Below are 25,113 nucleotides of genomic sequence, written 5' to 3'. Positions count from 1 at the left end.
CTTATGCCTCACCAAGGTATGCGCGGATCACGTCCGGGTTGTTGCGGATCTCTTCCGGCGTGCCGTTCGCCAGCGGCGTGCCCTGGTTTACCACGTAGATACGGTCCGAAATGCCCATCACCAGCTTCATGTCGTGCTCAATCAGCAGGATGGTGGTGTCGTGATGATCGCGCAGCTCGGCAATCAGCTCGTCCAGCTCTTTGGTCTCTTTCGGGTTGAGGCCCGCCGCCGGTTCGTCAAGCATCAGGATCTCCGGCTGGGTCACCATGCAGCGCACGATCTCAAGACGACGCTGGTCACCGTAGGCGAGGTTGCTCGCCTGTCGGTTAGCGTGCTGGAGCAGGCCGATACGGTCGAGCCAGGTGGCGGCGCGGTCGAGCGCCTCCTCCTGCGTGCGGCGGAAGGCCGGGGTTTTCAGCAGGCCGGAGAACAGCCCGGTTTTCAGCTGTTGATGCTGCGCCACCAGCAGGTTCTCAATCACCGTCATCTCGCGGAACAGACGCACGTGCTGGAAGGTACGCACCACGCCCATGCGGGCGATCTGCTGGCCCGGCAGCCCTTCAAGGTGCTGATCGCGCAGCATGATGGTGCCGCCCGTCGGCTTGTAGAAACCGGTCAGACAGTTGAAGACCGTGGTTTTTCCCGCGCCGTTCGGGCCAATCAGGGAGACAATCTCTTTCTTGTGCAGATCCAGATTCACGTTGTTGACCGCCAGCAGGCCGCCAAAACGCATCATCAGGCCGTTTACGGATAATAATGGCTGACTCATGCCTGCTCTCCTTTCGCTTCCGCACTCTTAAGCTTCAGCTGTGGACGCGTCATCGGCAGCAGACCCTGCGGACGCCAGATCATCATCAGCACCATCAAACCACCCAGCATCAGCATGCTGTATTCGTTAAAGTCGCGCATCAGCTCGCGGGAGACCACCAGCAGGATGGCGGCGAGGATCACGGCGAACTGCGAGCCCATCCCGCCAAGCACCACAATCGCCAGCACAAAGGCGGATTCGGCAAAGGTGAAGGATTCCGGGCTGACGAAGCCCTGGCGCGCGGCAAACAGCGTCCCGGCGAAACCGGCAAACGCGGCGCTGATGGTAAACGCGGTCAGCTTGATGCGGGTCGGGTTCAGGCCCAGGGAGCGGCAGGCGATCTCATCTTCACGCAGCGCTTCCCACGCGCGGCCGAGCGGCATGCGCAGCAGGCGGTTGATCACGAACAGGGTGATGACCACCAGCAGTAGCGCCACCAGGTAAAGCCAGATTACGCGGTCGGACGGGTCGTACTTGATGCCGAAGAAGTTGCTGAAGGTATCCCAGCCGCCTTCGCGGGCGGTACGGCTGAACTCCAGGCCGAAGAAGGTCGGTTTCGGGATCTGGCTGATGCCGTTCGGGCCGCCGGTCACCTCGGTGTTGTTGAGCAGCAGGATACGGACGATTTCGCCGAAGCCTAAGGTCACAATCGCCAGGTAGTCACCGCGCAGGCGCAGCACCGGGAAGCCGAGCAGGAAGCCCGCGGCGGCAGAGACCAGCCCCGCCAGCGGCAGACAGGTCCAGAAGCCGAGACCGTAATAGTGGTTCAGCAGCGCGAAGGTGTACGCCCCGATGGCGTAGAAGCCGCCGTAGCCCAGTACCAGCAGGCCAGAAAGCCCCACGACCACGTTCAGACCCAGCCCCAGAATCACGTAAATCATGGTCAGGGTGGCGATATCCACCGTACCGCGCGACACCATAAACGGCCACGCCACGGCAGCCACCAGCAGCGCCACGAGGAACAGCTTCTGTTTCACGGTTGTACCGTCGATCGCCGGCAGGACGAATTTCGGCCCGGAGACGTTTTTCAGCGTCTTCTGGAACAGCGGACGCAGTAGCTGGAACAGGAACACCACGCCAGTGCCGATAAACACCCACTGCCAGCGGATGTCAGGGGCGGTATCCACCACCAGCTTCGTGCCGTCCAGCCCTAACTGAACGCCCATAAAGACGCCCGCCAGGACGAAGAACATGGCGGCAGAAAGCAGCGCCATGGCAAAATGCATCGGTTTCATACTTTCTCTACCTCCGGACGGCCCAGAATACCGGTAGGCATTACCAGCAGAACCAGAATCAGCAGGGCAAACGACACCACATCTTTATATTCAGTGCTCAGGTACGCCGAGGAGAGCGCTTCCGCCACGCCCAGGATCAGGCCGCCGATCATCGCCCCCGGAATACTGCCGATACCGCCCAGCACCGCTGCGGTGAAGGCTTTCATCCCGGCCATAAAGCCGATGTAGGGGTTGATGACGCCGTAGAACTGGCCGAGCAACACGCCTGCCACCGCCGCCATCGCCGCGCCGATCACGAAGGTGAGCGCAATCACGCGGTCGGTATTAATCCCGAGCAGGCTCGCCATCTTCAGATCTTCCGCGCAGGCGCGGCAGGCGCGTCCCATGCGGGAGTAGCGGATGAACAGGGTAAGGGCCAGCATCGCAATAAAGGTCACAACCCAGATCACCAGCTGCATGGTGGTGACAGAAGCGGAGAAGTTTTCGCTGGCCCCCACAATCCACTGGCCGTTAAACAGGCTTGGCAGCGCCACGTCGCGTGAGCCTTCTGTCAGGCTGACGTAGTTTTGCAGGAAGATAGACATCCCGATGGCGGAGATCAGCGCGATCAGGCGCTTGGAACTACGCACGGGCCGGTAGGCCACCCGCTCAATGCTCCAGCCGTAGGCGCTGGCAATCACAATCGCACCGACAAACCCGGCGGCCACCAGCAGCCAGCTGCTGTCGATGCCCATCATCATCAGCGCGGCGATGATCATAAAGGAGACGTAGCTACCGATCATGTACACCTCGCCGTGGGCGAAGTTGATCATGCCGATAATGCCGTAAACCATCGTGTAGCCGATGGCGATCAGCGCATAGGTGCTTCCCAGCGTGACGCCGTTAAACATCTGCTGCAAAAAGTAGAGAAACTGCTCGGACATATGCAAACCTTTTTATACCCGCCCGGTGAGCCGGGCGGTGGGATAGTTATTTGGCGACCGAGGAAGACCCGTCGGCGTGCCACTTAAAGACACCAAATTCAAATCCCTTCAGATCGCCTTTCTCATCCCAGTTCAGCGGCCCAATCACGGTGTTCGCCCCGTGCGCTTTTAAATCTTTCACCAGATCCAGCGGCGCTTTGCTGCCGGTACGATCCATGGCCGTTGCCAGTGACTGCACGGCGGCATAGGTGATCCAGACGTACGGACCACTCGGATCCTTCTTCTGCGCCTTGAGCGCGTCCACGATAGCCTTATTCGCCGGATCCTGGTCATAGCGTTTTGGCATCGTCACCAGCATGCCTTCGGCAGAATCCCCGGCGATGTTTGACAAGGAGGCGTTGCCCACGCCTTCAGGCCCCATGAACTGGGTTTTCAGACCGGTGGCGCGCGCCTGGCGCAGCATCTGGCCCATTTCCGGGTAGTAGCCGCCGTAGTAAACGAAGTCGATATTCTCTTTTTGCAGACGGGCGATCAGCGCCGAGAAGTCTTTCTCACCGGCGGTGATGCCGTCGAAGAAGACGATATTCGCCCCGCCTTTTTTCAGGCCGTCCTGCACGGAACGCGCCAGACCTTCGCCGTACTGCTGCTTGTCATGGATGATGGCGATACGCTGCGGCTTAACGGTCTCGAGAATGTAGTTGGCGGCGGTTGGCCCCTGAGAGGAGTCCAGACCCGCGGTACGCATAATGTGCTGATAGCCGCGCTGGGTCAGTTCCGGGTTGGTGGCGCCCGGGGTAATCATCAGGATACCTTCGTCTTCGTAGATGTCAGACGCAGGCTGCGTGGAGGATGAACACAGGTGCCCAATGACGTACTGGATACCGTCGTTAACGATTTTGTTGGCAACCGCGACGGCCTGTTTCGGATCGCAGGCGTCGTCATACTCCACGCCCACCAGCTTGTCGCCTTTGATCCCGCCTTTGGCGTTGATGTCTTTGATGGCCTGACGCGCGCCGTTGAACTCCATGTCGCCCCACTGGGCAACAGGGCCGGACATCGCCCCTACTACCGCAACTTTAATGTCGTCTGCCATAGCGGCATGCGAGATCGACAGTGCGACCATCCCCGCGATTAATGTCTTCGCGTTCCTTTTCATCTCTGAATCCCCATTCGTGATGTCGTGTTTATATTTTGTTTTATTATGGTTAAAAAGCATTCTGTACTTTTAATGAACAACGCTATTTTTACCAGTGCCTTTAATGGTTTAGCGCAGTTTTTTGTCAAAAACCAGACTAAAATATCTATTTTTCAGGCGATTAAGCAAAGATAATATTCTGAAATCAGGCAGAGATAAACAAATAAAAGCGCAGTTGGCAGCATAAAATAACGGTACAAAGCGCCGAATAAATCACTGCCTTTCAGGTTAAAATTCTGCTTATTTTTCGATCCATGTGTTTTCAAACTGCCCATCGCGTCGTCATAAAACTAATCACCTGGTAAATGGGAATAAAAAGAGAAAGCGCCTGAGCAAATAAATTGAGTACACTGGCCGTACTCTTTTTGATTTGGACAAACAGCTAATGAAACTGACTATCGTGCGTCTGGTGACCTTTAGCGACCAGGATCATATCGACCTGGGCAAGATCTGGCCGGAATATTCCCCTTCGTCGCTGACCGTCGATGAGAATCACCGCATCTATGCCGCGCGCTTTAACGAACGTCTGCTGGCCGCCGTCCGCGTAACGCTGAGCGGCACGGAAGGGGCGCTGGACTCCCTGCGCGTGCGCGACGTCACCCGCCGTCGGGGAGTCGGGCAGTATTTGATTGAAGAGGTGATCCGCGAAAACCCGAGCGTAACCTCCTGGTGGATGGCCGACGTGGGCGTGGAGGATCGCGGTGTAATGGCGGCGTTTATGCAGGCGTTAGGGTTTACGGCGCAGGCGAACGGGTGGGAGAAGCGCTAAAAAAAAGCCGGGTGGCGGCTGCGCCTTACCCGGCCTACATTATCTGCCGCATTTTCCCAAGCATTTCGTGTTGCAGGAAGGCGGCAAGTTATGAAATCCCCGGGAGCTTACATAAGTAAGTGACCGGGGTTGAATAACGCAGCCAACGCACCTGCGGCGCGAAAGGCGACGGGAAAATTATTTGGCGTCAGTAGCCGTGCCATTGGCATGCCAGTCAAACACGCCGAACTCGAAGCCCTTCAGGTCGCCCTTTTCATCCCAGGACAGCGGCCCCATCACGGTTTCCACCGAGTTCGCTTTCAGCCAGGTGGCAATCTCCGCCGGATCGGCTGACTGGTTCAGGCCCGCTTGCAGAGACTGCAACGCTGCGTAGGTGGTCCAGACGAACGCACCGCTTGGATCCTGTTTCTTCGCCTTGATGGCATCGACCACAGGTTTGTTCGCAGGCACCTGGTCGTAGTTCTTCGGTTTAGTTACCAGCAGCCCTTCAGCTGATTCACCCGCGATATTAGACAGGGAAACGTTCGCGACACCTTCTGGCCCCATGAACTGCGTCTTCAGACCCGCCGCACGCGCCTGGCGCAGGATCTGCCCCATTTCCGGGTGATAGCCGCCGTAGTAAACAAAATCGATATTCTCTTTCTTCAGACGCGCCACCAGGGTAGAGAAGTCTTTCTCACCGGCGGTGATACCGTCAAAGAACACCACGTTGGCGTTCGCTTTTTTCAGGTTGTCCTGCACGGCACGCGCCAGACCTTCGCCGTACTGCTGTTTGTCATGAACAATTGCGATGCGCTGCGGCTTCACTTTTTCCACGATGTATTTCGCGGCGGTTGGCCCCTGATCGGAGTCCAGACCGGTGGTGCGCAGGATCAGCTTATAGCCGCGCGCGGTCAGCTCGGGTGCCGTCGCAGCGGGCGTGATCATCAGAATGCCTTCATCTTCGTAGATGTCAGATGCGGGCTGTGTGGAAGAGGAGCACAGGTGGCCGATAACGTATTTGATCCCGTCGTTCACCACTTTGTTCGCCACCGCGACCGCCTGTTTCGGGTCACAGGCATCATCGTATTTTACGATCTGTAGTTTTTCGCCCTTGATGCCGCCCTTAGCATTAATGTCTGCAACCGCCTGTTCCGCGCCCGTAAATTCCTGGTCGCCGTACTGTGCTACCGGACCGGACATCGCGCCCACCACTGCCACTTTAATATCGGCCTGCGCGGTACCAAATGCCAACGCGATACATCCTGCCAGTAACGCTTTACCCTTCATGTTCATCCTGAGATTCCCCATTATTATGGTTATAACGATTGTTGTGATGTTGTTGTGTAGCGCTTTATTTCAGTTATAGGCGTGCTGTTCGCGCTTTTTCAGCATACTCTGCTAAAACATACCCCATTTTTATGATTTTGGAATAGCTAATTTGAAATGAAAATATGATAAGCCCGACCGTCATTTCAGCCGGGCTTTTGGCTTTATCGTGTCAGCGAGGCGGAAATAATATCCAGCGCCTTACGGAACTGCGCTTCGGGGATGGTGAGCGGGTAGAGGAAGCGAATAACGTTGCCGTAAACGCCGCAGCTCAAAAGCAGCAGCCCTTCGTTCAACGCGCGCTCCTGAACCTGACGGGTAAATTCCGGCGACGGCTGCCCGGTTTGCGGATCGGTAAATTCCACCGCCACCATCGAGCCCTGCCCACGGATATCGGCGATATACGGACAGCCATCCTTCGCTTTATTCAGCACCTCGACCAGATGATGCCCGAGATGCGCCGCGCGGGTGCAGAGATCTTCTTCGTCAATCACGTCCAGCACCGCATGGGCCGCAGCAATCGCCAGCGGGTTGCCCGCGTAGGTGCCGCCCAGCCCACCCGGGGCGGGGGCGTCCATCACCTCCGCCCGGCCAGAGACCGCCGAGAGCGGCATCCCGCCCGCCAGACTTTTCGCCATGGTGATCAGGTCCGGCTTCACGCAGTGGTTTTCCATGGAGAACAGCTTGCCGGTGCGGGCGAAACCGGTTTGCACTTCGTCGGCAATCAGTAAAATCCCGTGGGTATCGCACAGGGCACGCAGCGCCTGCATAAAATCAGCGGGCGCGACGTTGAATCCGCCCTCGCCCTGAACCGGCTCAATAATGATTGCCGCCACCTGATCGGGCGCGATATCGGCTTTGAAGATACGATCCAGGCTTTTTAACGCTTCGGCGGTAGTGACGCCGTGCAGGTTGTTGGGGAATTGCGCGTGGTACACCGAGCCGGGGAACGGGCCGAAGCCGAGTTTATAGGGCGCCACTTTGCCGGTCAGCGCCATGGTCATAAAGGTACGGCCATGGAACGCGCCGCCGAAGGTGATAAGGCCGGGACGTCTGGTGTACGCGCGGGCGATTTTAACCGCGTTTTCGACCGCTTCTGCCCCCGTTGAGAAGAAGGCGGTTTTGGCCGGGCCGTCTATTGGCACGCGCTGGTTGAGGCGCTCGGCAAGCGCCACATAGCCTTCATACGGGACGATTTGATAAGCGGTATGGGTAAAGGCGTGAAGCTGTTTTTCGATGGCGGCGATAACGTCAGGATGGCGATGCCCGGTATTCAGCACGGCGATCCCGGCGGCAAAATCAATATACTCGTTACCTTCCACGTCCCACACCGTGGCGTTTTCGGCTTTATCGGCATAGAAGTTACACATGACGCCGATACCGCGCGGCGTTGCCTGTAAACGCCGGTCGTTCAGTTCGTTATTTTTCACCCTGTCACCCTCTGAAAGTCGCCTGCTTAGCGCATCAGTAAGTGTTTGCCAGGGGGGAGAAATTCGCCAGAGCGGGCGCTAAAAAAACAAAACCCCCGGATTCGCATCCAGGGGTTCTCGTCTTATTTCGCGGAAATTACGCTTCGATAGCGGCGCGAAGTTTTTTCATGGCGTTTTTCTCAAGCTGACGCACACGTTCAGCGGAGACGCCGTAGCGGTCGGCCAGTTCCTGCAACGTGGACTTGTTATCTTCGTCCAGCCAGCGGGCACGGATAATGTCCTGGCTACGCTCGTCGAGACCTTCCATCGCGAAGGTCAGCTTGTTCGCCGCCTGGTCTTCCCAGTTATCCTCTTCAATGCCGTCAGCAAAGTTAGAGGTTTTATCCTGTAGATACAGAACCGGGGCCATCGGCTGGCTGTCGGACGCGTCATCGTCGGCAGACATATCAAACGTCATGTCCTGCGCGGCCATACGGGATTCCATCTCGCGGACGTCTTTGCTGGAAACGCCCAGCTCGCGCGCCACCATTTCCACTTCATCCTGATTGAACCAGCCCAGACGCTGCTTGGTTTTACGCAGGTTGAAGAACAGTTTGCGCTGCGCTTTCGTCGTGGCGACTTTCACAATACGCCAGTTACGCAGAACGTATTCGTGAATTTCAGCTTTGATCCAGTGCACGGCGAAGGAGACCAGTCGCACACCCACTTCCGGGTTGAAGCGACGTACCGCCTTCATCAGGCCAATGTTGCCTTCCTGAATCAGGTCCGCCTGCGGCAGGCCGTAGCCCGCATAATTACGAGCAACGTGAACAACAAAGCGCAGGTGAGACAGGATCAGCGTTTTAGCTGCTTCCAGATCGCCCTGGTAATGCAGCTTTTCAGCAAGCTCCTTTTCTTCCTCGGCCGTTAACATCGGCCAGGTGTTCGCAGCCCGGATGTAAGATTCCAGGTTACCAACAGGGGCTAAAGCTAAAGTTTGCATTTCTTTGGTCATTCATTCCTCTCAATGTTTCTTCTGGTCCAGGTTGTCCCCGTCAGGCAACAACCATGCCAAAGCGTTTGAGCAACGAGATTAGCATTCACTCTTTTATCAGACAGTGATTTTATCCACAAGTTCCAGGTGCAACAGTGAATAAATTACGCACAAAATGTGACATGAAGATGATTACAGGGGAAGAGACAACAGGGACGCTTTCCCTGCAAGCGAACATCTCGGTGCAGGGAAAGATTATATCACGGTTTTATTAGTCGGGAGTAAAGTGGCGTAAATGTTGAACCGTTGCCAGCCATGCCGCCACCCAGCCGATCATGGAGCACACCAGCAGCAACAGCAGGCACTCATCGAACCCTAAGCCACTGATATCAAACTTAGTTCCGAACACCTGCGCCACCTCGGTGACGGCAGACGACAACCGCATCACCAAAATTTCTGACAAAATCAATGAAAGAAATGCACCAGAAAAACCTAATAATGCGCCGCCGTAGAGGAACGGGCGGAGAATGAAACCATCCGTTGCGCCAATCAGTTTCTGCACGTTGATGGTATCGCGACGGGCGAAGATGCTCAGACGAACGCTGTTACCGATGACAAGGAACACCGCCGCCACCATCAGCACGCCGATCATCGCCGACACGCGTCCTACCAGCCCGGTCAGGGCGGCAAGGCGGGCAAACCAGCTGTCGTCCATGCGCACTTCATCAATCCCGTTGATGCGGGTAATGCGGTCGCGCAGGGTGTTGAGCGAATCCGTGCCCTGGAAATCGAGCTTCGGGATCACCACCGCCACCGCGGGCAGCGGGTTCTCTTCGAGCATATCCAGCGCGCCGCCAAATCCGGACCAGTTGCGGAATTCGCCCAGCGCTTCATCGCGCGATAGGTAGTTCACCTTCTCGACGCCCTGTTCGGCCTGAATCTGTCCGACCACCTGCGCCGCCGCGTTATCGTCCAGCGCTTTATCCAGATAAACGGTGATCTGCGGCGACGGATAATACTGGGACGCCGCCTGGTTTACGTTTTTGTAAACCATGTAGCAGACGCTGGGCAGCGTCAGGGAGATGGCAATCACCATCACCGTCAGGAACGTCGCCAGCGGTTTGCTTTTCAGATCCTGCAACGCGCCCTGGAAGGCGTAGCGCACCTGCTCGTTGAAGACGTTGGTTTTGCGGGAGTTCGGCTTCGGTGTCGGTTTAGCGCGCTTAGGCGCATTGCGATTGCCGTCCCCGCCGCCCTGAGGCTTGCGGAAACGGTCAAACCGGTTGCTGAACTGCCGAATCTGGTTCATTGCATCACGCTTATTCACCGTGGCCTCCGTGCAAATGCCCGTCGCTCAGGGTCAGCATGCGGTACGAACGGCGGGAGATCAGCCCCATGTCGTGCGTCGCCATCAGTACCGTGACCCCCACGCGGTTAAATTCCTCAAACAGACGCAAAATCCCTTCGGACAGGGCATCGTCCAGGTTACCGGTCGGTTCATCCGCCAGCAAAACGGCTGGCTTGTTCACCACCGCACGGGCGATGCCCACGCGCTGCTGTTCACCGCCGGAGAGCTGGATCGGGAAGTTTTTCGCTTTGTCCAACAGCCCGACCTTATCCAGCGCCGCCGAAACGCGACGGCGGATATCATCGTAACTGGCACCGGCAATAATCAGCGGGATCGCGACGTTATCGAAAACCGTGCGATCCATCAGCAAGTGGTGATCCTGGAAAATCATGCCGATCTGACGACGCAGGAACGGCACTTCTCGGTTCTTAAGACGGCTAATTTCATGGCCGCTGAACCAGATTTTCCCGGCGCTTGGCCGCTCGATCCCACAGATCAGCTTGAGCAGGGTACTTTTCCCCGCGCCGGAATGGCCGGTCAGGAATGCCATCTCGCCTGGCTGGAGGTGAAATGTTACCCCCTGTAGCGCTTGTCTCCCACCGAGATAGGCCTTGCTGACGTGTTCAAAGCGAATCATTGTTAGTCCTCTCGGGCAAATAGTGCCTCAATAAAGTCGTCCGCTTTAAACGGACGCAAATCTTCAATACGCTCGCCCACACCGATGTAACGGATAGGAATGCCGAACTGGTCGGCCACGGAGAAGATCACCCCGCCTTTCGCGGTGCCGTCCAGCTTGGTCAGCGTGATCCCGGTCAGTCCTACCGCTTCATGGAACAGCTTCGCCTGGCTAATGGCGTTCTGCCCGGTGCTGGCATCGATAGTCAGCATAATTTCATGCGGTGCATCTTCGTCCAGCTTCTTCATGACGCGAACGATTTTCTTCAGTTCTTCCATCAGGTGCGATTTGTTCTGCAAACGCCCTGCGGTATCCGCAATCAGCACGTCCACGTTACGCGACTTCGCCGCCTGGATAGCATCGAAAATCACGGAGGCGGAATCCGCGCCGGTGTGCTGGGCAATGACCGGAATATTGTTGCGCTGGCCCCACACCTGGAGCTGTTCCACCGCTGCCGCACGGAAGGTATCACCCGCCGCCAGCATCACCGATTTGCCCTGCTGCTCGAACTGGCGCGCCAGCTTGCCGATGGTGGTGGTTTTACCCACGCCGTTGACGCCAACCATCAGAATAACAAAGGGCATTTTGCCTTCAATATTAAGCGGTTCGTCAACTTTTGCGAGAATTTCACCCATCTCGTCTTTCAGCAGGCCGTACAGCGCCTCGGCGTCACGCAGTTGCTTGCGGCTCGCCCCTTCGGTCAGGTTAGTGATGATCTTCCGGGTGGTTTCCACGCCCACGTCCGCAATCAGCAGTTGCTCTTCCAGCTCCTCAAACAGATCGTCGTCGATCTTCTTGCCGCGGAACAGACTGATAAATCCGGAACCTAAGTTTTCTTTGGTCTTGAGCAGGCTGCGTTTCAGACGCGCGAAGAAACCTTCTTTGGTTGGTTTTTCCTGCTCCTGAACGATCGCTTCTTCGGCCTGCTCTTCTACCGGCACAACAATGACCGCTTCTTCAGCCGCTTCCGCCGCCAGCGCCTGGGCTTCCAGCTCTTCGTCGGTCAGCTCTGGCTCAAGGGCCGCTTCTTCTTCCACCGCCTCTACAATTTCAACGGTTTCCGCTTCGGCCTGCCACTCTTCGGCAGAAACCTCTTCGGTTTTCACCTCTTCCGGCAGCGGCAGTTCTTCGTGTTCGATAGCGGCCTGCGGCGCTTCGGTAAGGGTTTCAACGATAACCGGCTCTGGTTTTTCGTTCTCCTGAACCTGTTCAGTGACCTCAACCACCTCTTCAGCAAAGGATTCAATCTCTTCTTTGCTGTGCGCTGGCTCTTCCGCTTCGACAACCGCAGCGGTTTCGACAGGCGTTTCAGGCTGTGACTGCTCTTCTACAACCTGTTGTTCTTCGGTTTTCTGTTCTGTTTCTTGCTCTTTTTCACCGAAACCCAACCAGGAAAAGAAGCCACGTTTTTTTTGTTTTGCCATCTGCGACTACACTCCTCGCGGCGCTATATACAGGGAAGCTAAAAAAATGATGAAATAGTCTAACACTTTACTTAATTGACATCACCGCCCGCAATCGCAGGGCATTGTTAACAGAGCTTTCCTGAGATGAAGAAACCCACCCGCGCCCCGGCCGGTCAAATACGCATTATCGGCGGTCAGTGGCGAGGCCGGAAATTACCGGTGCCGGACAGCCCCGGTTTACGCCCCACCACGGACCGCGTTCGCGAGACGCTGTTTAACTGGCTTGCCCCGTCAATGGTAGACGCCAACTGCCTGGACTGCTTCGCTGGCAGCGGTGCATTAGGTCTGGAAGCACTGTCGCGTTATGCCGCCAGCGCTACGCTGCTGGAGATGGAGCGCGGCGTCGCGCAGACGTTGCAGCAAAATCTGGCTACGCTGAAGGCAACCAACGCGAAAGTGGTGAATACCAATACGCTGAGCTTCCTCGCCCAAAACGGGACGCCGTTCAACGTGGTGTTTGTTGACCCGCCGTTCCGTAAAGGACTGCTGGAAGAGACATTATCGTTGCTGGAAAAAAATGGCTGGCTTGCAGACGACGCGCTGATTTACGTCGAAAGCGAAGTGGAAAATGGCCTGCCGCCCGTTCCCGTTCACTGGGATCTGCACCGCGAGAAGGTCGCCGGTCAGGTGGCTTATCGTCTGTATCACCGTCAGGCACAAGGAGGATCCGATGCCAGTACTGATTAACGTAGGGCGCTTGCTGATGCTGGGCGTCTGGGCATTTTTGATTTTGAATCTGGTGCACCCGTTCCCGCGTCCGCTGAATATCTTTATTAACGTGGCGCTGATTTTTACCGCGTTCATGCATGCGTTGCAGATGGTGATGCTGAAAAACGGCCTGCCGAAAGATGGCCCACCGATGACCGGCTGGCAGCAGCTGCGGGTGTTTATTTTCGGCGTATTTGAACTGCTGGTGTGGATGAAGAAGTTTAAGGCGCAGGTGAAGAAGTAACAGATTTGCCCCTCACCCTAACCCTCTCCCCAAAGGGGCGAGGGGACGATTACACCCTCTCCCCTCTGGGGAGAGGGCCGGGGTAAGGGGTAAAATTACCGCTCCGGTACAAACCCATCAAACCGCGACCCTTTGTAGCTCAGCGTCCCCTTCTCCCCTACCGTCAGCTGGTGGTACTGCTGCGCCTCCAGGCGGAAAGTGATCTCCAGCCCGCCGGTTTCCGGCTTAAAGCTCGCTTCATAGCGCATCGTTGTGCCCGCAGGCGTCACCTGCTGCTGGCGGGAGCGGCGGTCGTTAAGCGGCTTCTCACGCTTGTTCGTCACCACCACGCGCTTTTGCATCAGCGGCGCGGCGTCATTGTCGGCCTTCTCACGGCGCTGCTGCACGAAGCGAAACGAGGCGGCAATGACGATAATCGCCACCACGATAATGAAAAACAGCGGCATCTTGCTCATTGAAAAATCCCATCAGATTATGCGGAATTCAGGATACCTCGCCTGCCCCGGCATTGCCAAACGCCCGCTCGCGTCACTACACTGGATCAGGAACTGATCATTCAGCCTCAACAGTTACAGGGAGTTAATATGCTTTGGTCATTTATCGCTGTCTGTTTTTCCGCATGGCTTTACGTCGATGCGTCTTACCGTGGCCCAGCCTGGCAGCGCTGGTTGTTTAAACCCGTCACGCTATTACTCCTGCTGTTGCTTGCCTGGCAGGCCCCGATGTTTAACGCCGTTAGCTATCTTGTCCTCGCGGGGCTGTGTGCTTCCCTGATTGGCGATGCCTTAACCCTGCTGCCGCGTCAGCGCCTGCTGTACGCCGTGGGGGCGTTCTTCCTGTCGCATCTGCTCTATACCATCTACTTTGCCAGCCAGATGACGCTCTCCTTCTTCTGGCCACTGCCGCTGGTGCTGCTGGTGATTGGCGCCCTGCTGATCGCGGTGATCTGGTCGCGTCTGGAAGAGATGCGTCTGCCGATATGTACCTTTATCGCCATGACGCTGGTGATGGTGTGGCTGGCCGGTGAACTGTGGTTCTTCCGCCCGACGTCTCAGGCCATGTCCGCCTTCTTCGGCGCGGCGCTGTTGTTGCTCGGCAATATCGTCTGGTTGGGCAGTCATTATCGCCGCCGCTTCCGTGCGGATAATGCGATTTCCGCCGCCTGTTACTTTGCCGGACACTTCCTGATTGTGCGTTCACTGTATATCTAAATAACGCTTGACTCTGGAGTCGACTCCAGAGTGTATGCTGCGGTTAATGAGAAAATTATCATTACCGGAGACTGCCATGTCGACTCCAGAAACACCTAAAAAAGTTCCACAATTCTCGGCACTTAAGCTCAGCCCGGTTCCGCCGAAAGACGACTGCTGCTGCGAGGGCGCGTGCGAAACCCAGGTCGACGCGCTGCCTGAAAGCGGCAATCACTACAGCTGGGTGGTCAACGGTATGGACTGCGCGGCCTGCGCCCGCAAAGTGGAAAACGCGGTGAAGCAGGTGCCGGGCGTGAACCACGTTCAGGTGCTGTTTGCTACCGAAAAGCTGCTGGTCAGCGCCGAAAACGACGTCAGTAAACAGGTTGAAGCCGCCGTCAGCAAAGCGGGTTATACCCTGCGCAGCGAAACGGCGCCCGCTGAAAAAACCTCCCCGCTAAAAGAGAACCTGCCCCTAATCACACTCATCATCATGATGGCCCTGAGCTGGGGGCTGGAGCAGTTTAATCACCCGTTCGGCAATCTGGCGTTTATCGCCACCACGCTGGTCGGCCTGTTTCCAATTGCCCGTCAGGCGCTGCGCCTGATGAGAAGCGGTAGCTGGTTTGCCATTGAAACGCTGATGAGCGTGGCGGCCATCGGCGCGCTGTTTATTGGCGCGACGGCGGAAGCGGCGATGGTGCTACTGCTGTTCCTGATCGGCGAACGGCTTGAGGGCTGGGCGGCGAGCCGGGCGCGCAAAGGGGTGAGCGCGCTGATGGCGCTGAAGCCGGAAACTGCCACGCGGATCCATGAAGGCAAACGTGAAACGGTCGCCATCAACACGCTGCGCCCGGGCGACGTGATTGAAGTCGCCGCTGGCGGGCGTCTGCCAGCCGATGGGACCCTCGTGACCGCCACTGCAAGCTTTGATGAAAGCACCCTGACCGGAGAATCCATCCCGGTAGCGCGTGCGGCAGGTGAAAAAGTGCCTGCGGGCGCCACCAGCGTTGACCGACTGGTGCAGCTCACCGTGCTTTCTGAACCGGGCGACAGCGCCATCGACCGCATCCTGAAGCTGATTGAAGAGGCCGAAGAGCGCCGCGCACCGGTCGAACGCTTTATCGATCGCTTCAGCCGAATTTACACCCCCGCCATCATGCTGGTGGCGCTGCTGGTTACCGTGGTGCCACCGCTGTTCTTCGGCGCACCGTGGGAGGGCTGGATTTATAAAGGGCTGACCCTGCTGCTGATCGGCTGTCCGTGCGCGCTGGTGATCTCCACCCCGGCGGCGATTACCTCGGGCCTGGCAGCAGCGGCACGTCGCGGGGCGCTGATTAAGGGCGGTGCGGCGCTGGAGCAGTTGAGCCAGGTTCAGCACATCGCCTTCGATAAAACCGGCACGCTGACGGTTGGTAAACCGCAGGTCACCGGCGTCTATCCGCAGGACATAAGTGAAGACGCACTGCTGATGCTGGCCGCCGCCGTGGAGCAGGGCTCCACTCACCCGCTGGCGCAGGCGATAGTGCGTGAAGCGCAGGAACGTGGGCTGAACATCCCTTCGGCAACCGCCCAGCGAGCGCTGGTCGGGTCAGGGATTGAGGCCGTCGTCGACGGCAAAAAAGTGCTGATCGCCGCGGCAGGTGCGTTCGCGGATCCACAGGTTGAGGCATTAGAGCAGGCCGGTCAGACGGTTGTTGCCGTGATGCAGGACGGCGTACCGATGGGCATGCTGGCGCTGCGCGATACCCTGCGTGACGATGCGAAAGACGCCATCAACGCGCTGCACAGGCTGGGCGTACAGGGCGTGATCCTGACCGGCGACAACCCGCGCGCGGCGGCGGCAATTGCTGGCGAGCTGGGGCTGGCGTTTAAGGCCGGGTTACTGCCTGCGGACAAGGTGCGTGCCGTAACGGAGATGAACGCGCACGCTCCGCTGGCGATGGTAGGCGATGGCATTAACGATGCCCCGGCGATGAAGGCTGCAATCATCGGCATTGCCATGGGCAGTGGCACCGACGTGGCGCTGGAGACGGCGGATGCAGCGCTGACGCACAACCGTCTGACCGGGCTGGCGCAGATGATAGATCTCGCGCGGGCGACGCGGGCCAACATTCGCCAGAACATCGGGATTGCGCTGGGCCTGAAGGGGATTTTCCTGGTCACCACGCTGCTTGGCATGACCGGCCTGTGGCTGGCGGTGCTGGCGGATACCGGGGCGACGGTGCTGGTGACGGCGAACGCGCTGCGGTTGTTGCGCCGTCGGTAAAAACGCCCGGTGGCGGCTACGCCTTACCGGGCCTACAACATCTCCGAACCGTAACCGTAGGCCGGGTAAGGCGTAGCCGCCACCCGGCATAAAACGGCGTCACTGCATCCCTAACACCCCCGGCAACCATAATGAAATCGCCGGAATATAGGTAATCATCCCCAATATCACCAGCAATATGCCGTAAAACGGCAGCATCGCGCGCACAACGTGCTCGATCTTCTGCTTACTCACCGCGCTCGCCACGAACAGCACCGACCCGACCGGCGGCGTGATCAACCCAATCCCCAGGTTAACCATCATGATCATCCCAAAATGCACCGGGTCGATCCCCAGCGCATTGGTCACCGGCAGCAGCACCGGGGTCAGGATCAGAATGATCGGCGCCATGTCCATCAGCGTGCCAATCAGCAGCAGCATGATGTTGAGGTACATCAGGATCACGTATTTGTTATCGGACAGCGAGGTGAAGAATTCGGTAATGCGCATTGGCAACTGCATGTAGGTCATCACTGCGCCAAACGCCGCCGCAAAGCCAATCAAAATCATCACGATGGTGACGGTTTTCACCGTGCGGCACATCAGCTTCGGCAGTTCATTCCATTTGTAGTCGCGGTAGATGAACATGGTGACGAAGAACGCCCACAGGCAGGCCACGGCGGCAGATTCAGTGGCGGTAAATATCCCGGACAAGATCCCGCCGAGGATAATCACCACCGTCATTAGCCCCCACAGGGCATCCAGCACAATTTTCAGCGCCTGCCTGAAAGGGATTTTATCTCCCTTCGGATAACCGCGCTTGCGGGCGAAGCACAGGCAGAGGGCCATCAACCCCATACCCAGCAGCAGGCCCGGCAGCACGCCCGCAATAAACAGCGTGGCGATGGAGACTGTGCCCCCTGCCGCCAGCGAGTAAATCACCGAGTTGTGGCTGGGTGGGATTAAAATCGCCTGCACCGACCCGCTCGCTGTGACCGCCGCCGCGTATTCGCGCGGATAGCCCTTCTTCTCCATCTCCGGGATCATCACGCTGCCGATGGACGCCGTATCCGCCACCGACGAACCGGAAATCGCGCCGAAGAACGTCGAGGCGACAATGTTCACCAGCGACAGCCCACCACGAATGAAGCCCACAAAAATGTACGCGAAATTGACCAGCCGTCGGGCAATCCCCCCTTCCGCCATGATCGCCCCGGCAAGAATGAAGAACGGGATCGCCAGCAGGGTAAATTTATTGACCCCGCTGGTGATCTGGATCATCAGTGCTTCCAGCGGGAGGTCAATCCACAGCGCACCCGCCACGGCGCTTAAGCCCACGGCGAAGGCCACCGGCATCCCCAGCGCCAGCAAAATGGCGAGGGTGAATAACAAAACAAAAGCATCCATTGTTCACCCCTTAAGTGTGATTGCCGATCAGCACGACCGGACGGTTTTCCTGTGAGCCAAACAGCAGGCGTTCAAGCACAAACAGGATCAGAATGGCCGACCCGACAGGCAGCGGCAGATAGCTTTCGCCGGAGGTCAGGAGCGGAAACTCCGCCACCGGCTGTTCCCAGAGTTCGACGCACAGCCAGTAGCTGTACCAGCACATCAGGCCAGAAATCAGCAGCATCAGCAGATCCACCACCCGCGCGCACAGGGTTTGCAGCGATGCGGGCAGACGGTCGGTGAGCATGTTGACCGCAATATGCGACCCGGCGCGGTAACTGACCGCCGCGCCGATGAAGGTAAACGTCACCATGCAGATAATGGCGATCGGTTCCGGCCAGGATTCGCCGCGATTGAGCACGTAGCGAGAGAAGATGCCGATGGGGATCACAATCGTCATCACCAGCAGCGAGAGACCCGCCACCGCCATGGCGAGCAGGTACAGACGGTCCATCCACTTCAGGTAGAGTTCGGACATACGTACTCCGGCTTACTGAACGTCAGCGATGGCTTTCATCAGATCCTGATGCTTATCGCCATACTGCGCGCGCACCGGCTCTGTCGCCTTGATAAACACCGCTTTATCGATATCGTGGAACTGCACGCCACCGGCCTTCATTTTGGCCAGCGCCTGGGCGTTATAGTCGTTCCACAGCTTGCGCTGCTCGATCTGCGCTTCGCGGGCCAGCGTCAGGATCTTTTGCTGTTCGTCAGCGCTCAGTTTGTCCCACTTCACTTTGGAGTAGAGCAGCATTTCCGGGGTGATGAAGTGGCCGCTCAGCGTGTAGTTTTTGGCGACCGGCATGTAGTTATGGGCGATAAAGGTTGGCGGGTTGTTCTCCGCACCGTCGATCACGCCGGTCTGCATGCCGCTGTACACCTCGCTGACGCCCATCGCGATCGCGTTGGCCCCCATCGCTTTCAGCGTGGCCAGTGCCACCGGGCTACCCTGCACGCGAATTTTCTTCCCTTTCAGATCGTCCGGCTTCAGGACAGGCTCTTTGGTGATCAGGTTGCGGGTGCCGGAATCCATCCAGCCGAGGAAGACCAGGCGGGATTTTGGGTTCGCGGTGAGTTTGTCGCCGATCTGCTTGCCAATATCCCCGTCGATTACCTTGTGCATGTGGTCTTCATCGCGGAACACGTAGGGCAGCGTAAACACTTCGATATCCGGCAGGATGGCAGCTACCGGCGCCATAGAGACGCGGATCATATCAATCGCCCCCATCTGCGCCTGCTCAATCATCTGCTTTTCATCCCCCAGCACGCCGCCGGGGAAGACCTTAATCTCCAGCTTGCCATCGGTTTGTTGTTTGAGTTTTTCACCCATGTGCTGAACCGCCACCACGTTCGGGTAGCCTTCAGGATGCACATCGGCGGCTTTAATGGTTTGCGCGGAGACGGTGCAGGCAAAAGCAGACAGGCACAGAGCGGCCAGTAACGGCTTGAGGGTCGTTTTCATTGAGTCAACTCCAGGGTAGTGAGATAAGCGTTAAAACGGTGTTTTAGTTTTTGACGTTTAAAAAATAGACTACGGCTGGAAAAGAGAGGGTGAAGCGCCTCACAAAAAGCGCGAAATTTTGAAACGATGGTTTAGAAAGGTTTCTCCCTCTCCTCGTGGGAGAGAGTACCCCAGTAATTTAAAAACAAAAGCTATAACGTTGCCTCAGAATAACTAAGGGCTTTCAGCGATGCCTCGGTCCGGCTGTAAATCGCTGAGGCGTTTCCTGTAGGCCGGGGCGAGGCGCAGGGATGCGCCGAGAGGGCGGGCTTTACAGGGATGTTACCTCCGCCCGTCCCCGATAAGCCGGAAGGAATAAGCCGAAGGCACCGCGAAGCGGCGATTTACCGCCGGAAGCCCGGGTCGCCAGGGTGGTGGCGACTGAGCCACCCTGGCACGTTCACCGCTCATGTCGTGACAGAGTAGCAAGGAACATAAAGTGAACGGAATGACCACCAGAGCCGTATGTTCCCCCTCACCCCAGCCCTCTCCCTCAAGGGAGAGGGGGCCGTCTGTGCAGGCATTATTTAGTGGGGAACCCTCAGCCCCGTAGGAGAGGGTCGGGATGAGGGCGTCAGGCCACACTTACCCCTTACGAATCAAATACCGGTACGGCAGGGTTTCGGTTTGCTGCGCCACCAGTTCATGTTCCATAAAGGTGCAAAAACCGGGAATATCGCGGGTGGTGGCCGGATCATCTGCGACGATCAGCAGCGTTTCGCCGCTCTGCATGTTACGGACGGTTTTACGCACCATCATTACCGGCTCCGGGCAACGGAGGCCCTGAGCATCAAGCGTGTGGTCTGGGCTGGAAAACAGGTCGGTCATTTTCTTCTCGTTCAGGTAAAAACGGCTGTAGTTTACGCCCCGCTATCGCCAATGCAAACCAGGTTAACGATTGCGTGAAAATTAGCCATTGCAAAGTGTCGCCAAAGCAGTATCATGCGGCGGCTTTATTGGGTTCCCTCACCCCAAATATTAATCAAAAAGGTACAATATGAACTCCTTTACACAATCGCAGCGCGTCAAGGCGTTGTTCTGGCTTTCGCTATTTCATCTGCTGGTGATCATCTCCAGTAACTATCTGGTACAGCTCCCCATCTCCATTTTTGGTTTCCATACCACCTGGGGCGCGTTCAGTTTCCCGTTTATTTTCCTCGCGACGGATTTAACCGTGCGCATCTTTGGCGCACCGCTGGCGCGGCGGATTATTTTTGCGGTGATGATCCCGGCACTGTTTGTCTCCTACGCTATCTCCTCGCTGTTTTACATGGGCAGCTGGCAGGGCTTCGACGCGCTGATGCATTTCAACCTCTTCGTCGCGCGTATTGCCGCCGCCAGCTTTATGGCCTATGCCCTGGGGCAGATCCTCGACGTTCACGTCTTTAACCGCCTGCGTCAGAATCATCGCTGGTGGATGGCACCGACGGCATCCACGCTGTTCGGTAACGTGAGCGATACGCTGGCCTTCTTCTTCATCGCCTTCTGGCGCAGCCCGGACGCCTTCATGGCAGAACACTGGATGGAAATTGCTCTGGTGGACTACGCCTTTAAGGTGCTTATCAGCCTGGTTTTCTTCCTGCCGATGTACGGTGTGCTGTTGAATATGCTGCTGAAAAGGCTGGCAGATAAATCTGAAATCTCCGCATTGCAGGCAGGTTAAGGGTTCGCTTTATCAGTTGTGATAAGATGAACGAATGAGCCGTTATGGCCGTTTATCGAAAGGAAGAAGTCAATGCGCAATCTGGTTAAATATGTCGGGATTGGCCTGCTGGTTGTTGGCCTTGCAGCCTGTGATAACAGCGACACCAAAACGCCTGCTCAGGGCGCGTCAGCAGAAAGCAACGCCACCGGTCAGCCGGTAAGCCTGATGGATGGCAAACTCAGTTTCTCTCTGCCCGCAGACATGACCGACCAGAGCGGTAAGCTGGGCACCCAGGCGAACAACATGCACGTCTATTCCGATGCCACCGGCCAAAAAGCGGTGATTGTGATTGTCGGTGACGATACCAGCGAAGATCTGGGCGTGCTGGCTAAACGTCTGGAAGATCAGCAGCGCAGCCGCGACCCGCAGCTTCAGGTGGTCACCAACAAGTCTGTTGAACTGAAAGGCCACACGCTGCAACAGCTGGACAGCATCATCTCTGCCAAAGGCCAGACCGCGTACTCCTCCGTTGTGCTCGGCAAAGTCGATAATAAATTGCTGACCATGCAGATCACCCTGCCGGCAGATAATCAGCAGAAAGCGCAGACCGCCGCTGAAAACATCATTAACACCCTCGTGATCCAGTAATCGTTCACCAGGCTACCGTGGCCTCCGGCGCTTGCGTCGGGGGCCATTTTTTTGCCACGACTTTCAGACTAACACTCCAGACGAAGCCCATCCGGCGCACTACAATTAACACGCCCCCCGGAAAAAGGAATTCTTATGACTGCCAGCCCGCCCGATAAAGCCGGACTTCATATTTTATTAAAACTTGCCTGCCTGGTGGTTATCCTGGCGGGTATCCACGCGGCGGCGGATATCATTGTTCAGCTTCTGCTGGCACTGTTTTTCGCCATTGTGCTCAACCCGCTGGTGACATGGTTTTTACGCCGGGGCATCAGCCGCCCGGTTGCCATTACCATTGTGGTGATGGTGATGCTGGTTGTTCTGACGGCGCTGTTCGGCGTGCTCGCCGCCTCGCTGAGCGAATTTTCCACCATGCTGCCGCAGTACAATAAAGAGCTGACGCGTAAGCTGGTCGATCTCCAGCGCATGTTGCCGTTCGTGAATCTGCATATTTCACCGGAACGGATGCTGCGCCGAATGGATTCCGAGAAAGTCATGACCTACGCCACCACCCTGATGACCGGGCTTTCCGGGGCGATGGCCAGCATTCTGCTGCTGGTAATGACGGTGGTGTTTATGCTGTTCGAAGTACGCCACGTGCCGTATAAACTGCGTTTTGCCCTGAACAATCCGCAGATCCACATTGCCGGTTTGCACCGCGCGCTGAAGGGTGTCTCTAAATACCTGGCGCTGAAAACCCTGTTAAGCCTCTGGACCGGCGTGATCGTCTGGCTGGGGCTGGTACTGCTGGACGTGCAGTTCGCGCTGATGTGGGGCGTGCTGGCGTTTTTACTGAACTACGTGCCCAATATCGGCGCGGTGCTTTCTGCGGTTCCGCCGATGATCCAGGCGTTTCTGTTTAACGGTTTTTATGAGTGCATGCTGGTAGGGGCGCTGTTCCTCGTCGTGCATATGGTGCTGGGTAATATTCTCGAACCGCGCATGATGGGCCACCGTCTTGGCATGTCGACGATGGTGGTGTTTTTATCGTTACTGATCTGGGGATGGCTGCTGGGACCCGTGGGCATGCTGCTCTCCGTGCCGCTCACCAGCGTCTGTAAAATCTGGATGGAAACCACCAAAGGAGGCAGTAAACTCGCCATTCTGCTGGGGCCGGGTCGGCCAAAAAGCCGTTTGCCGGGATAACCGGGTGAAAACGGTCAAAAGTGACGTTTATTCGCCAGCGCGACGACAACATTGTACGATGTGCGCAGCAAATCGCGCTGGCGAAGAAAAAGTCACAGAAACAGGTTTATCGCGGACGCGCGTAGATGAAATTTACACTTACCCTTATCGACTGGCAGGCAAGAGCGCCAGGACTCAGCGATGCCGACGAATGGCAGGCATGGTCACGCCGGTCTGACGCCATCGATCCCGCGGCACCGCTGGCGAAACTGACCCATCTGCCGATGATGACCGCCCGCCGCCTGAATTCAGGCAGTAAGCTGGCCGTTGACCTTGGCCTGATGATGCTGCGCAAACATCGCATCGACGCCGTCGTCTACAGTAGCCGTCATGGGGAACTGGAGCGTAATTTCCGTATTCTTCAGGCTCTGGCGGCAGAAGAGCCTGTTTCACCGACCGATTTTGCCATGTCGGTACACAACTCGGCGGTCGGCAATCTCACTATCGCCGCGCGTCAGCCGGTTGTCTCTTCGTCGGTATCCGCCGGTATGGATACCTTCCAGCAGAGCTTATGCGACGTGCTGAGCCTGCTGCATGCGGGCTACTCCCGCGTGTTGCTGGTAGATTTCGACGGCCAGTTGCCTGATTTTTATCACGCCGGGCTGCCGCCGCAGATGCCCGTCTGGCCCTACGCGCTGGCGCTGGTGATTGAGGCCGGAGAAACGCTCAGCTGTGAAACGCACCCCAACCACACGCCTGAAGAGCCAGCGCTGCCGCAAAGCCTCCAGTTCCTGCGCCATTACCTGCGAGACGAGCGCCAGTTTACCCTGCCGGGCGAGCGCCTGCTGTGGCAATGGACGCGCCAATGAAAGGGTTACGTTCCCGCCTCGATTGGGTATGGCGCATGCTGATGACCGGATTGTGCTTCGCCCTGTTCGGCCTCGGCGGGCTGACGCTGTCGCTGGTGTGGTTTAACCTGCTGCTGATTTTCCAGCGCGACCGCACTCAACGCCGTCGCCTGGCACGCCGCACGATTTCTGCCAGTTTTCGCCTGTTCCTCGCGGTGGTGCGCGGGGTGGGCGTGCTGGATTACCGTTTCAACAACCTGGACGTTCTGCGCGCCGAGCGGGGCTGTCTGGTGATTGCGAACCACCCTTCGCTGCTGGACTACGTCCTGCTGGCGTCGGTGATGAACGAAACCGACTGTCTGGTGAAAAGCGCCCTGCTGCGTAATCCGTTTGTCAGCGGCGTGATCCGCGCGGCGGACTATCTGATTAACAGCGAAGCCGACACGCTGCTTACCGCCAGCCAGCAGCGTCTGGCCCAGGGCGACACCCTGCTTATCTTCCCGGAAGGTACCCGCACCCGGGTGGGCGAAGCCATTACCCTGCAACGTGGGGCGGCGAATATCGCCGTTCGCTGCAACAGCGCCGTGCGCGTGGTGGTGATCCACTGTAGCGAACGGATGCTGGATAAACAGAGCAGCTGGTATAACGTGCCCCCCAACAAACCTGTTTTCACCGTGGATGTTCGCGAACGCATCAACATTCATGATTTTTATGATGCGAGTCAGCACGAACCCGCGCTGGCGGCAAGGCAGTTAAACCGGCATATGCAGCATCAGTTAACAACCGGTCTTCAATCTTTGTCAGGAACGAAAGATGCAAGCGCTCTATCTTGAAATTAAGAATCTCATTATCTCTACGCTGAATCTGGAAGAACTTACCCCAGAGGATATTGATACAGACGCCGCGCTCTTTGGCGACGGCCTCGGTCTGGACTCAATCGACGCCCTTGAGCTGGGGCTGGCGGTGAAAAATCAGTACGGCGTAGTGCTTTCTGCCGAAAGTGACGAGATGCGTCAGCACTTCTACTCCGTTGCCACGCTCGCGGCTTTTATCCATCAACAACGCGCCTGAGAATGACCGCCATGACAGAACAACAAACGATTTATCAGGAAGTCTCTGCGCTTCTTATTACCCTGTTTGAAGTCGCCCCGGAGGATATTACCCCTGAGGCACGGCTTTACGAGGACCTGGATCTCGACAGCATTGATGCCGTCGATATGGTGGTGCACCTGCAAAAGAAAACGGGCCATAAAATCAAGCCCGAAACCTTTAAAGCGGTGCGCACGGTGCAGGACGTCGTGGACGTTGTGGAACAGCTTCAGCGCGACGCGTAACGT

General features: G+C 57.2%; 27 protein-coding genes. 12 read left to right on the top strand and 15 right to left on the bottom strand.

The features are described from left to right. Position 1: 1 nt before the first annotated feature. From livG to livK, 4 genes are read right to left on the bottom strand one after another with little or no spacing between them, the layout of a single operon-like run. The gene (gene livG / locus ACOTX7_RS07120) at positions 2-769 is read right to left on the bottom strand and encodes a high-affinity branched-chain amino acid ABC transporter ATP-binding protein LivG (protein ID WP_006812274.1); all 768 of its coding nucleotides are present in this window, start codon (positions 767-769) and stop codon (positions 2-4) included. Then, positions 766-2,043 (bottom strand): high-affinity branched-chain amino acid ABC transporter permease LivM, encoded by a 1,278-nt coding sequence (locus tag ACOTX7_RS07115; protein ID WP_006812275.1) that lies wholly within the window; start codon positions 2,041-2,043, stop codon positions 766-768. The genes livG and ACOTX7_RS07115 overlap by 4 nt, the downstream gene beginning before the upstream one ends. Then, the gene (gene livH, locus ACOTX7_RS07110; RefSeq protein WP_003861540.1) at positions 2,040-2,966 is read right to left on the bottom strand and encodes a high-affinity branched-chain amino acid ABC transporter permease LivH; all 927 of its coding nucleotides are present in this window, start codon (positions 2,964-2,966) and stop codon (positions 2,040-2,042) included. Before livH ends, ACOTX7_RS07115 begins: the two co-directional genes overlap by 4 nt. A gap of 46 nt (positions 2,967-3,012) precedes the next feature. Further along, positions 3,013-4,122 carry a branched-chain amino acid ABC transporter substrate-binding protein gene (gene livK / locus ACOTX7_RS07105; RefSeq protein ID WP_221256580.1) on the bottom strand — a complete coding sequence of 370 codons (1,110 nt, stop codon included), beginning with the start codon at positions 4,120-4,122 and terminating at the stop codon, positions 3,013-3,015. Between the two features lie 424 nt (positions 4,123-4,546). Here livK and panM point away from each other — a divergent pair, with 424 nt between their 5' ends. Next, positions 4,547-4,930: an aspartate 1-decarboxylase autocleavage activator PanM gene (panM, locus tag ACOTX7_RS07100; RefSeq protein ID WP_006812278.1), complete on the top strand. Its 384-nt coding sequence runs from the start codon at positions 4,547-4,549 to the stop codon at positions 4,928-4,930. Positions 4,931-5,107: 177 nt separating this feature from the next. Here the strand turns inward: panM and livJ are convergent, their stop codons facing one another. The 6 genes from livJ to ftsY all read right to left on the bottom strand — a co-directional run bounded on the left by livJ (position 5,108) and on the right by ftsY (position 12,089). Beyond that, positions 5,108-6,205, bottom strand: coding sequence for a branched chain amino acid ABC transporter substrate-binding protein LivJ (gene livJ, locus ACOTX7_RS07095; RefSeq protein ID WP_073885143.1), 1,098 nt, complete (start codon positions 6,203-6,205; stop codon positions 5,108-5,110). A 197-nt stretch (positions 6,206-6,402) separates the two neighbouring features. Beyond that, on the bottom strand, positions 6,403-7,668 hold the full coding sequence (locus tag ACOTX7_RS07090; RefSeq protein WP_047353741.1) for a 4-aminobutyrate--2-oxoglutarate transaminase: 1,266 nt from the start codon (positions 7,666-7,668) through the stop codon (positions 6,403-6,405). A gap of 136 nt (positions 7,669-7,804) precedes the next feature. Continuing rightward, a complete protein-coding gene (rpoH, locus tag ACOTX7_RS07085; protein WP_000159624.1) occupies positions 7,805-8,662 on the bottom strand; it encodes an RNA polymerase sigma factor RpoH in 858 nt (285 codons plus the stop codon). Positions 8,663-8,912: 250 nt separating this feature from the next. After that, positions 8,913-9,968, bottom strand: a complete 1,056-nt coding sequence (gene ftsX, locus ACOTX7_RS07080) for a permease-like cell division protein FtsX (protein WP_006812283.1) — start codon at positions 9,966-9,968, stop codon at positions 8,913-8,915. Then, complete coding sequence (gene ftsE / locus ACOTX7_RS07075; protein ID WP_006812284.1) at positions 9,961-10,626, bottom strand: cell division ATP-binding protein FtsE; 666 nt, start codon at positions 10,624-10,626, stop codon at positions 9,961-9,963. The genes ftsX and ftsE overlap by 8 nt, the downstream gene beginning before the upstream one ends. A gap of 2 nt (positions 10,627-10,628) precedes the next feature. Continuing rightward, positions 10,629-12,089: a signal recognition particle-docking protein FtsY gene (gene ftsY, locus ACOTX7_RS07070; protein WP_221256583.1), complete on the bottom strand. Its 1,461-nt coding sequence runs from the start codon at positions 12,087-12,089 to the stop codon at positions 10,629-10,631. 126 nt (positions 12,090-12,215) lie between these two features. Here ftsY and rsmD point away from each other — a divergent pair, with 126 nt between their 5' ends. Next, on the top strand, positions 12,216-12,818 hold the full coding sequence (rsmD, locus tag ACOTX7_RS07065; RefSeq protein ID WP_006812286.1) for a 16S rRNA (guanine(966)-N(2))-methyltransferase: 603 nt from the start codon (positions 12,216-12,218) through the stop codon (positions 12,816-12,818). After that, positions 12,802-13,083 (top strand): DUF1145 family protein, encoded by a 282-nt coding sequence (locus tag ACOTX7_RS07060; protein WP_006812287.1) that lies wholly within the window; start codon positions 12,802-12,804, stop codon positions 13,081-13,083. Before rsmD ends, ACOTX7_RS07060 begins: the two co-directional genes overlap by 17 nt. A gap of 95 nt (positions 13,084-13,178) precedes the next feature. On the opposite strand, the gene ACOTX7_RS07055 is transcribed toward ACOTX7_RS07060, so the two are convergent. Then, entirely contained in the window at positions 13,179-13,538 is a 360-nt protein-coding gene (locus tag ACOTX7_RS07055; protein ID WP_221813292.1) for a DUF2500 domain-containing protein, read from the bottom strand. A 129-nt stretch (positions 13,539-13,667) separates the two neighbouring features. On the opposite strand from ACOTX7_RS07055, the gene ACOTX7_RS07050 reads away from it, so the two are divergent. After that, positions 13,668-14,294 (top strand): lysoplasmalogenase, encoded by a 627-nt coding sequence (locus tag ACOTX7_RS07050; RefSeq protein ID WP_205925186.1) that lies wholly within the window; start codon positions 13,668-13,670, stop codon positions 14,292-14,294. Positions 14,295-14,370: 76 nt separating this feature from the next. Then, positions 14,371-16,542 carry a Zn(II)/Cd(II)/Pb(II) translocating P-type ATPase ZntA gene (gene zntA / locus ACOTX7_RS07045; protein ID WP_221813290.1) on the top strand — a complete coding sequence of 724 codons (2,172 nt, stop codon included), beginning with the start codon at positions 14,371-14,373 and terminating at the stop codon, positions 16,540-16,542. A 99-nt stretch (positions 16,543-16,641) separates the two neighbouring features. Here the strand turns inward: zntA and ACOTX7_RS07040 are convergent, their stop codons facing one another. The 4 genes from ACOTX7_RS07040 to tusA all read right to left on the bottom strand — a co-directional run bounded on the left by ACOTX7_RS07040 (position 16,642) and on the right by tusA (position 20,299). After that, positions 16,642-17,928, bottom strand: a complete 1,287-nt coding sequence (locus ACOTX7_RS07040) for a TRAP transporter large permease (RefSeq protein WP_221256585.1) — start codon at positions 17,926-17,928, stop codon at positions 16,642-16,644. A gap of 10 nt (positions 17,929-17,938) precedes the next feature. Next, a complete protein-coding gene (locus ACOTX7_RS07035; protein ID WP_001293225.1) occupies positions 17,939-18,448 on the bottom strand; it encodes a TRAP transporter small permease in 510 nt (169 codons plus the stop codon). A 12-nt stretch (positions 18,449-18,460) separates the two neighbouring features. Then, positions 18,461-19,432, bottom strand: a complete 972-nt coding sequence (locus tag ACOTX7_RS07030; RefSeq protein ID WP_000858957.1) for a TRAP transporter substrate-binding protein — start codon at positions 19,430-19,432, stop codon at positions 18,461-18,463. A 624-nt stretch (positions 19,433-20,056) separates the two neighbouring features. Next, positions 20,057-20,299, bottom strand: coding sequence for a sulfurtransferase TusA (tusA, locus tag ACOTX7_RS07025; RefSeq protein ID WP_000130627.1), 243 nt, complete (start codon positions 20,297-20,299; stop codon positions 20,057-20,059). A gap of 169 nt (positions 20,300-20,468) precedes the next feature. On the opposite strand from tusA, the gene ACOTX7_RS07020 reads away from it, so the two are divergent. From ACOTX7_RS07020 to ACOTX7_RS06990, 7 genes are all read left to right on the top strand, one after another. Beyond that, positions 20,469-21,134, top strand: coding sequence for a 7-cyano-7-deazaguanine/7-aminomethyl-7-deazaguanine transporter (locus ACOTX7_RS07020; protein ID WP_006812293.1), 666 nt, complete (start codon positions 20,469-20,471; stop codon positions 21,132-21,134). A gap of 72 nt (positions 21,135-21,206) precedes the next feature. Further along, positions 21,207-21,764 (top strand): DcrB family lipoprotein, encoded by a 558-nt coding sequence (locus ACOTX7_RS07015; RefSeq protein ID WP_003861272.1) that lies wholly within the window; start codon positions 21,207-21,209, stop codon positions 21,762-21,764. 135 nt (positions 21,765-21,899) lie between these two features. Beyond that, the gene (locus ACOTX7_RS07010; RefSeq protein ID WP_003861270.1) at positions 21,900-22,949 is read left to right on the top strand and encodes an AI-2E family transporter; all 1,050 of its coding nucleotides are present in this window, start codon (positions 21,900-21,902) and stop codon (positions 22,947-22,949) included. Positions 22,950-23,074: 125 nt separating this feature from the next. Beyond that, positions 23,075-23,797 carry a beta-ketoacyl synthase chain length factor gene (locus ACOTX7_RS07005; protein WP_221256586.1) on the top strand — a complete coding sequence of 241 codons (723 nt, stop codon included), beginning with the start codon at positions 23,075-23,077 and terminating at the stop codon, positions 23,795-23,797. Beyond that, the gene (locus ACOTX7_RS07000) at positions 23,794-24,609 is read left to right on the top strand and encodes a lysophospholipid acyltransferase family protein (protein ID WP_221256587.1); all 816 of its coding nucleotides are present in this window, start codon (positions 23,794-23,796) and stop codon (positions 24,607-24,609) included. The genes ACOTX7_RS07005 and ACOTX7_RS07000 overlap by 4 nt, the downstream gene beginning before the upstream one ends. Beyond that, positions 24,590-24,847 (top strand): phosphopantetheine-binding protein, encoded by a 258-nt coding sequence (locus ACOTX7_RS06995; protein WP_003861263.1) that lies wholly within the window; start codon positions 24,590-24,592, stop codon positions 24,845-24,847. The genes ACOTX7_RS07000 and ACOTX7_RS06995 overlap by 20 nt, the downstream gene beginning before the upstream one ends. An 11-nt stretch (positions 24,848-24,858) precedes the next feature. Next, complete coding sequence (locus ACOTX7_RS06990) at positions 24,859-25,110, top strand: acyl carrier protein (RefSeq protein ID WP_022649680.1); 252 nt, start codon at positions 24,859-24,861, stop codon at positions 25,108-25,110. The last annotated feature ends 3 nt before the right edge of the window (positions 25,111-25,113 follow it).

Origin of the sequence: Enterobacter cloacae complex sp. IR5418 (genome assembly GCF_049238105.1) — a bacterium.
GTDB classification, from domain to species: domain Bacteria; phylum Pseudomonadota; class Gammaproteobacteria; order Enterobacterales; family Enterobacteriaceae; genus Enterobacter; species Enterobacter hormaechei.
The sequence above is the reverse complement of the archived record's forward strand: the minus strand, read 5'-3'. Positions and strand labels throughout refer to the sequence as shown.

Bases quoted from the DNA above. Each gene is read 5' to 3' on its own strand.
- livG (WP_006812274.1), bottom strand. From the start codon at position 769: ATGAGTCAGCCATTATTATCCGTAAACGGCCTGATGATGCGTTTTGGC.
- ACOTX7_RS07115 (WP_006812275.1), bottom strand. From the start codon at position 2,043: ATGAAACCGATGCATTTTGCCATGGCGCTGCTTTCTGCCGCCATGTTC.
- livH (WP_003861540.1), bottom strand. From the start codon at position 2,966: ATGTCCGAGCAGTTTCTCTACTTTTTGCAGCAGATGTTTAACGGCGTC.
- livK (WP_221256580.1), bottom strand. From the start codon at position 4,122: ATGAAAAGGAACGCGAAGACATTAATCGCGGGGATGGTCGCACTGTCG.
- panM (WP_006812278.1), top strand. From the start codon at position 4,547: ATGAAACTGACTATCGTGCGTCTGGTGACCTTTAGCGACCAGGATCAT.
- livJ (WP_073885143.1), bottom strand. From the start codon at position 6,205: ATGAACATGAAGGGTAAAGCGTTACTGGCAGGATGTATCGCGTTGGCA.
- rpoH (WP_000159624.1), bottom strand. From the start codon at position 8,662: ATGACCAAAGAAATGCAAACTTTAGCTTTAGCCCCTGTTGGTAACCTG.
- ftsE (WP_006812284.1), bottom strand. From the start codon at position 10,626: ATGATTCGCTTTGAACACGTCAGCAAGGCCTATCTCGGTGGGAGACAA.
- ftsY (WP_221256583.1), bottom strand. From the start codon at position 12,089: ATGGCAAAACAAAAAAAACGTGGCTTCTTTTCCTGGTTGGGTTTCGGT.
- rsmD (WP_006812286.1), top strand. From the start codon at position 12,216: ATGAAGAAACCCACCCGCGCCCCGGCCGGTCAAATACGCATTATCGGC.
- ACOTX7_RS07060 (WP_006812287.1), top strand. From the start codon at position 12,802: ATGCCAGTACTGATTAACGTAGGGCGCTTGCTGATGCTGGGCGTCTGG.
- ACOTX7_RS07055 (WP_221813292.1), bottom strand. From the start codon at position 13,538: ATGAGCAAGATGCCGCTGTTTTTCATTATCGTGGTGGCGATTATCGTC.
- ACOTX7_RS07050 (WP_205925186.1), top strand. From the start codon at position 13,668: ATGCTTTGGTCATTTATCGCTGTCTGTTTTTCCGCATGGCTTTACGTC.
- zntA (WP_221813290.1), top strand. From the start codon at position 14,371: ATGTCGACTCCAGAAACACCTAAAAAAGTTCCACAATTCTCGGCACTT.
- ACOTX7_RS07040 (WP_221256585.1), bottom strand. From the start codon at position 17,928: ATGGATGCTTTTGTTTTGTTATTCACCCTCGCCATTTTGCTGGCGCTG.
- ACOTX7_RS07035 (WP_001293225.1), bottom strand. From the start codon at position 18,448: ATGTCCGAACTCTACCTGAAGTGGATGGACCGTCTGTACCTGCTCGCC.
- ACOTX7_RS07030 (WP_000858957.1), bottom strand. From the start codon at position 19,432: ATGAAAACGACCCTCAAGCCGTTACTGGCCGCTCTGTGCCTGTCTGCT.
- tusA (WP_000130627.1), bottom strand. From the start codon at position 20,299: ATGACCGACCTGTTTTCCAGCCCAGACCACACGCTTGATGCTCAGGGC.
- ACOTX7_RS07020 (WP_006812293.1), top strand. From the start codon at position 20,469: ATGAACTCCTTTACACAATCGCAGCGCGTCAAGGCGTTGTTCTGGCTT.
- ACOTX7_RS07015 (WP_003861272.1), top strand. From the start codon at position 21,207: ATGCGCAATCTGGTTAAATATGTCGGGATTGGCCTGCTGGTTGTTGGC.
- ACOTX7_RS07010 (WP_003861270.1), top strand. From the start codon at position 21,900: ATGACTGCCAGCCCGCCCGATAAAGCCGGACTTCATATTTTATTAAAA.
- ACOTX7_RS07005 (WP_221256586.1), top strand. From the start codon at position 23,075: ATGAAATTTACACTTACCCTTATCGACTGGCAGGCAAGAGCGCCAGGA.
- ACOTX7_RS07000 (WP_221256587.1), top strand. From the start codon at position 23,794: ATGAAAGGGTTACGTTCCCGCCTCGATTGGGTATGGCGCATGCTGATG.
- ACOTX7_RS06995 (WP_003861263.1), top strand. From the start codon at position 24,590: ATGCAAGCGCTCTATCTTGAAATTAAGAATCTCATTATCTCTACGCTG.
- ACOTX7_RS06990 (WP_022649680.1), top strand. From the start codon at position 24,859: ATGACAGAACAACAAACGATTTATCAGGAAGTCTCTGCGCTTCTTATT.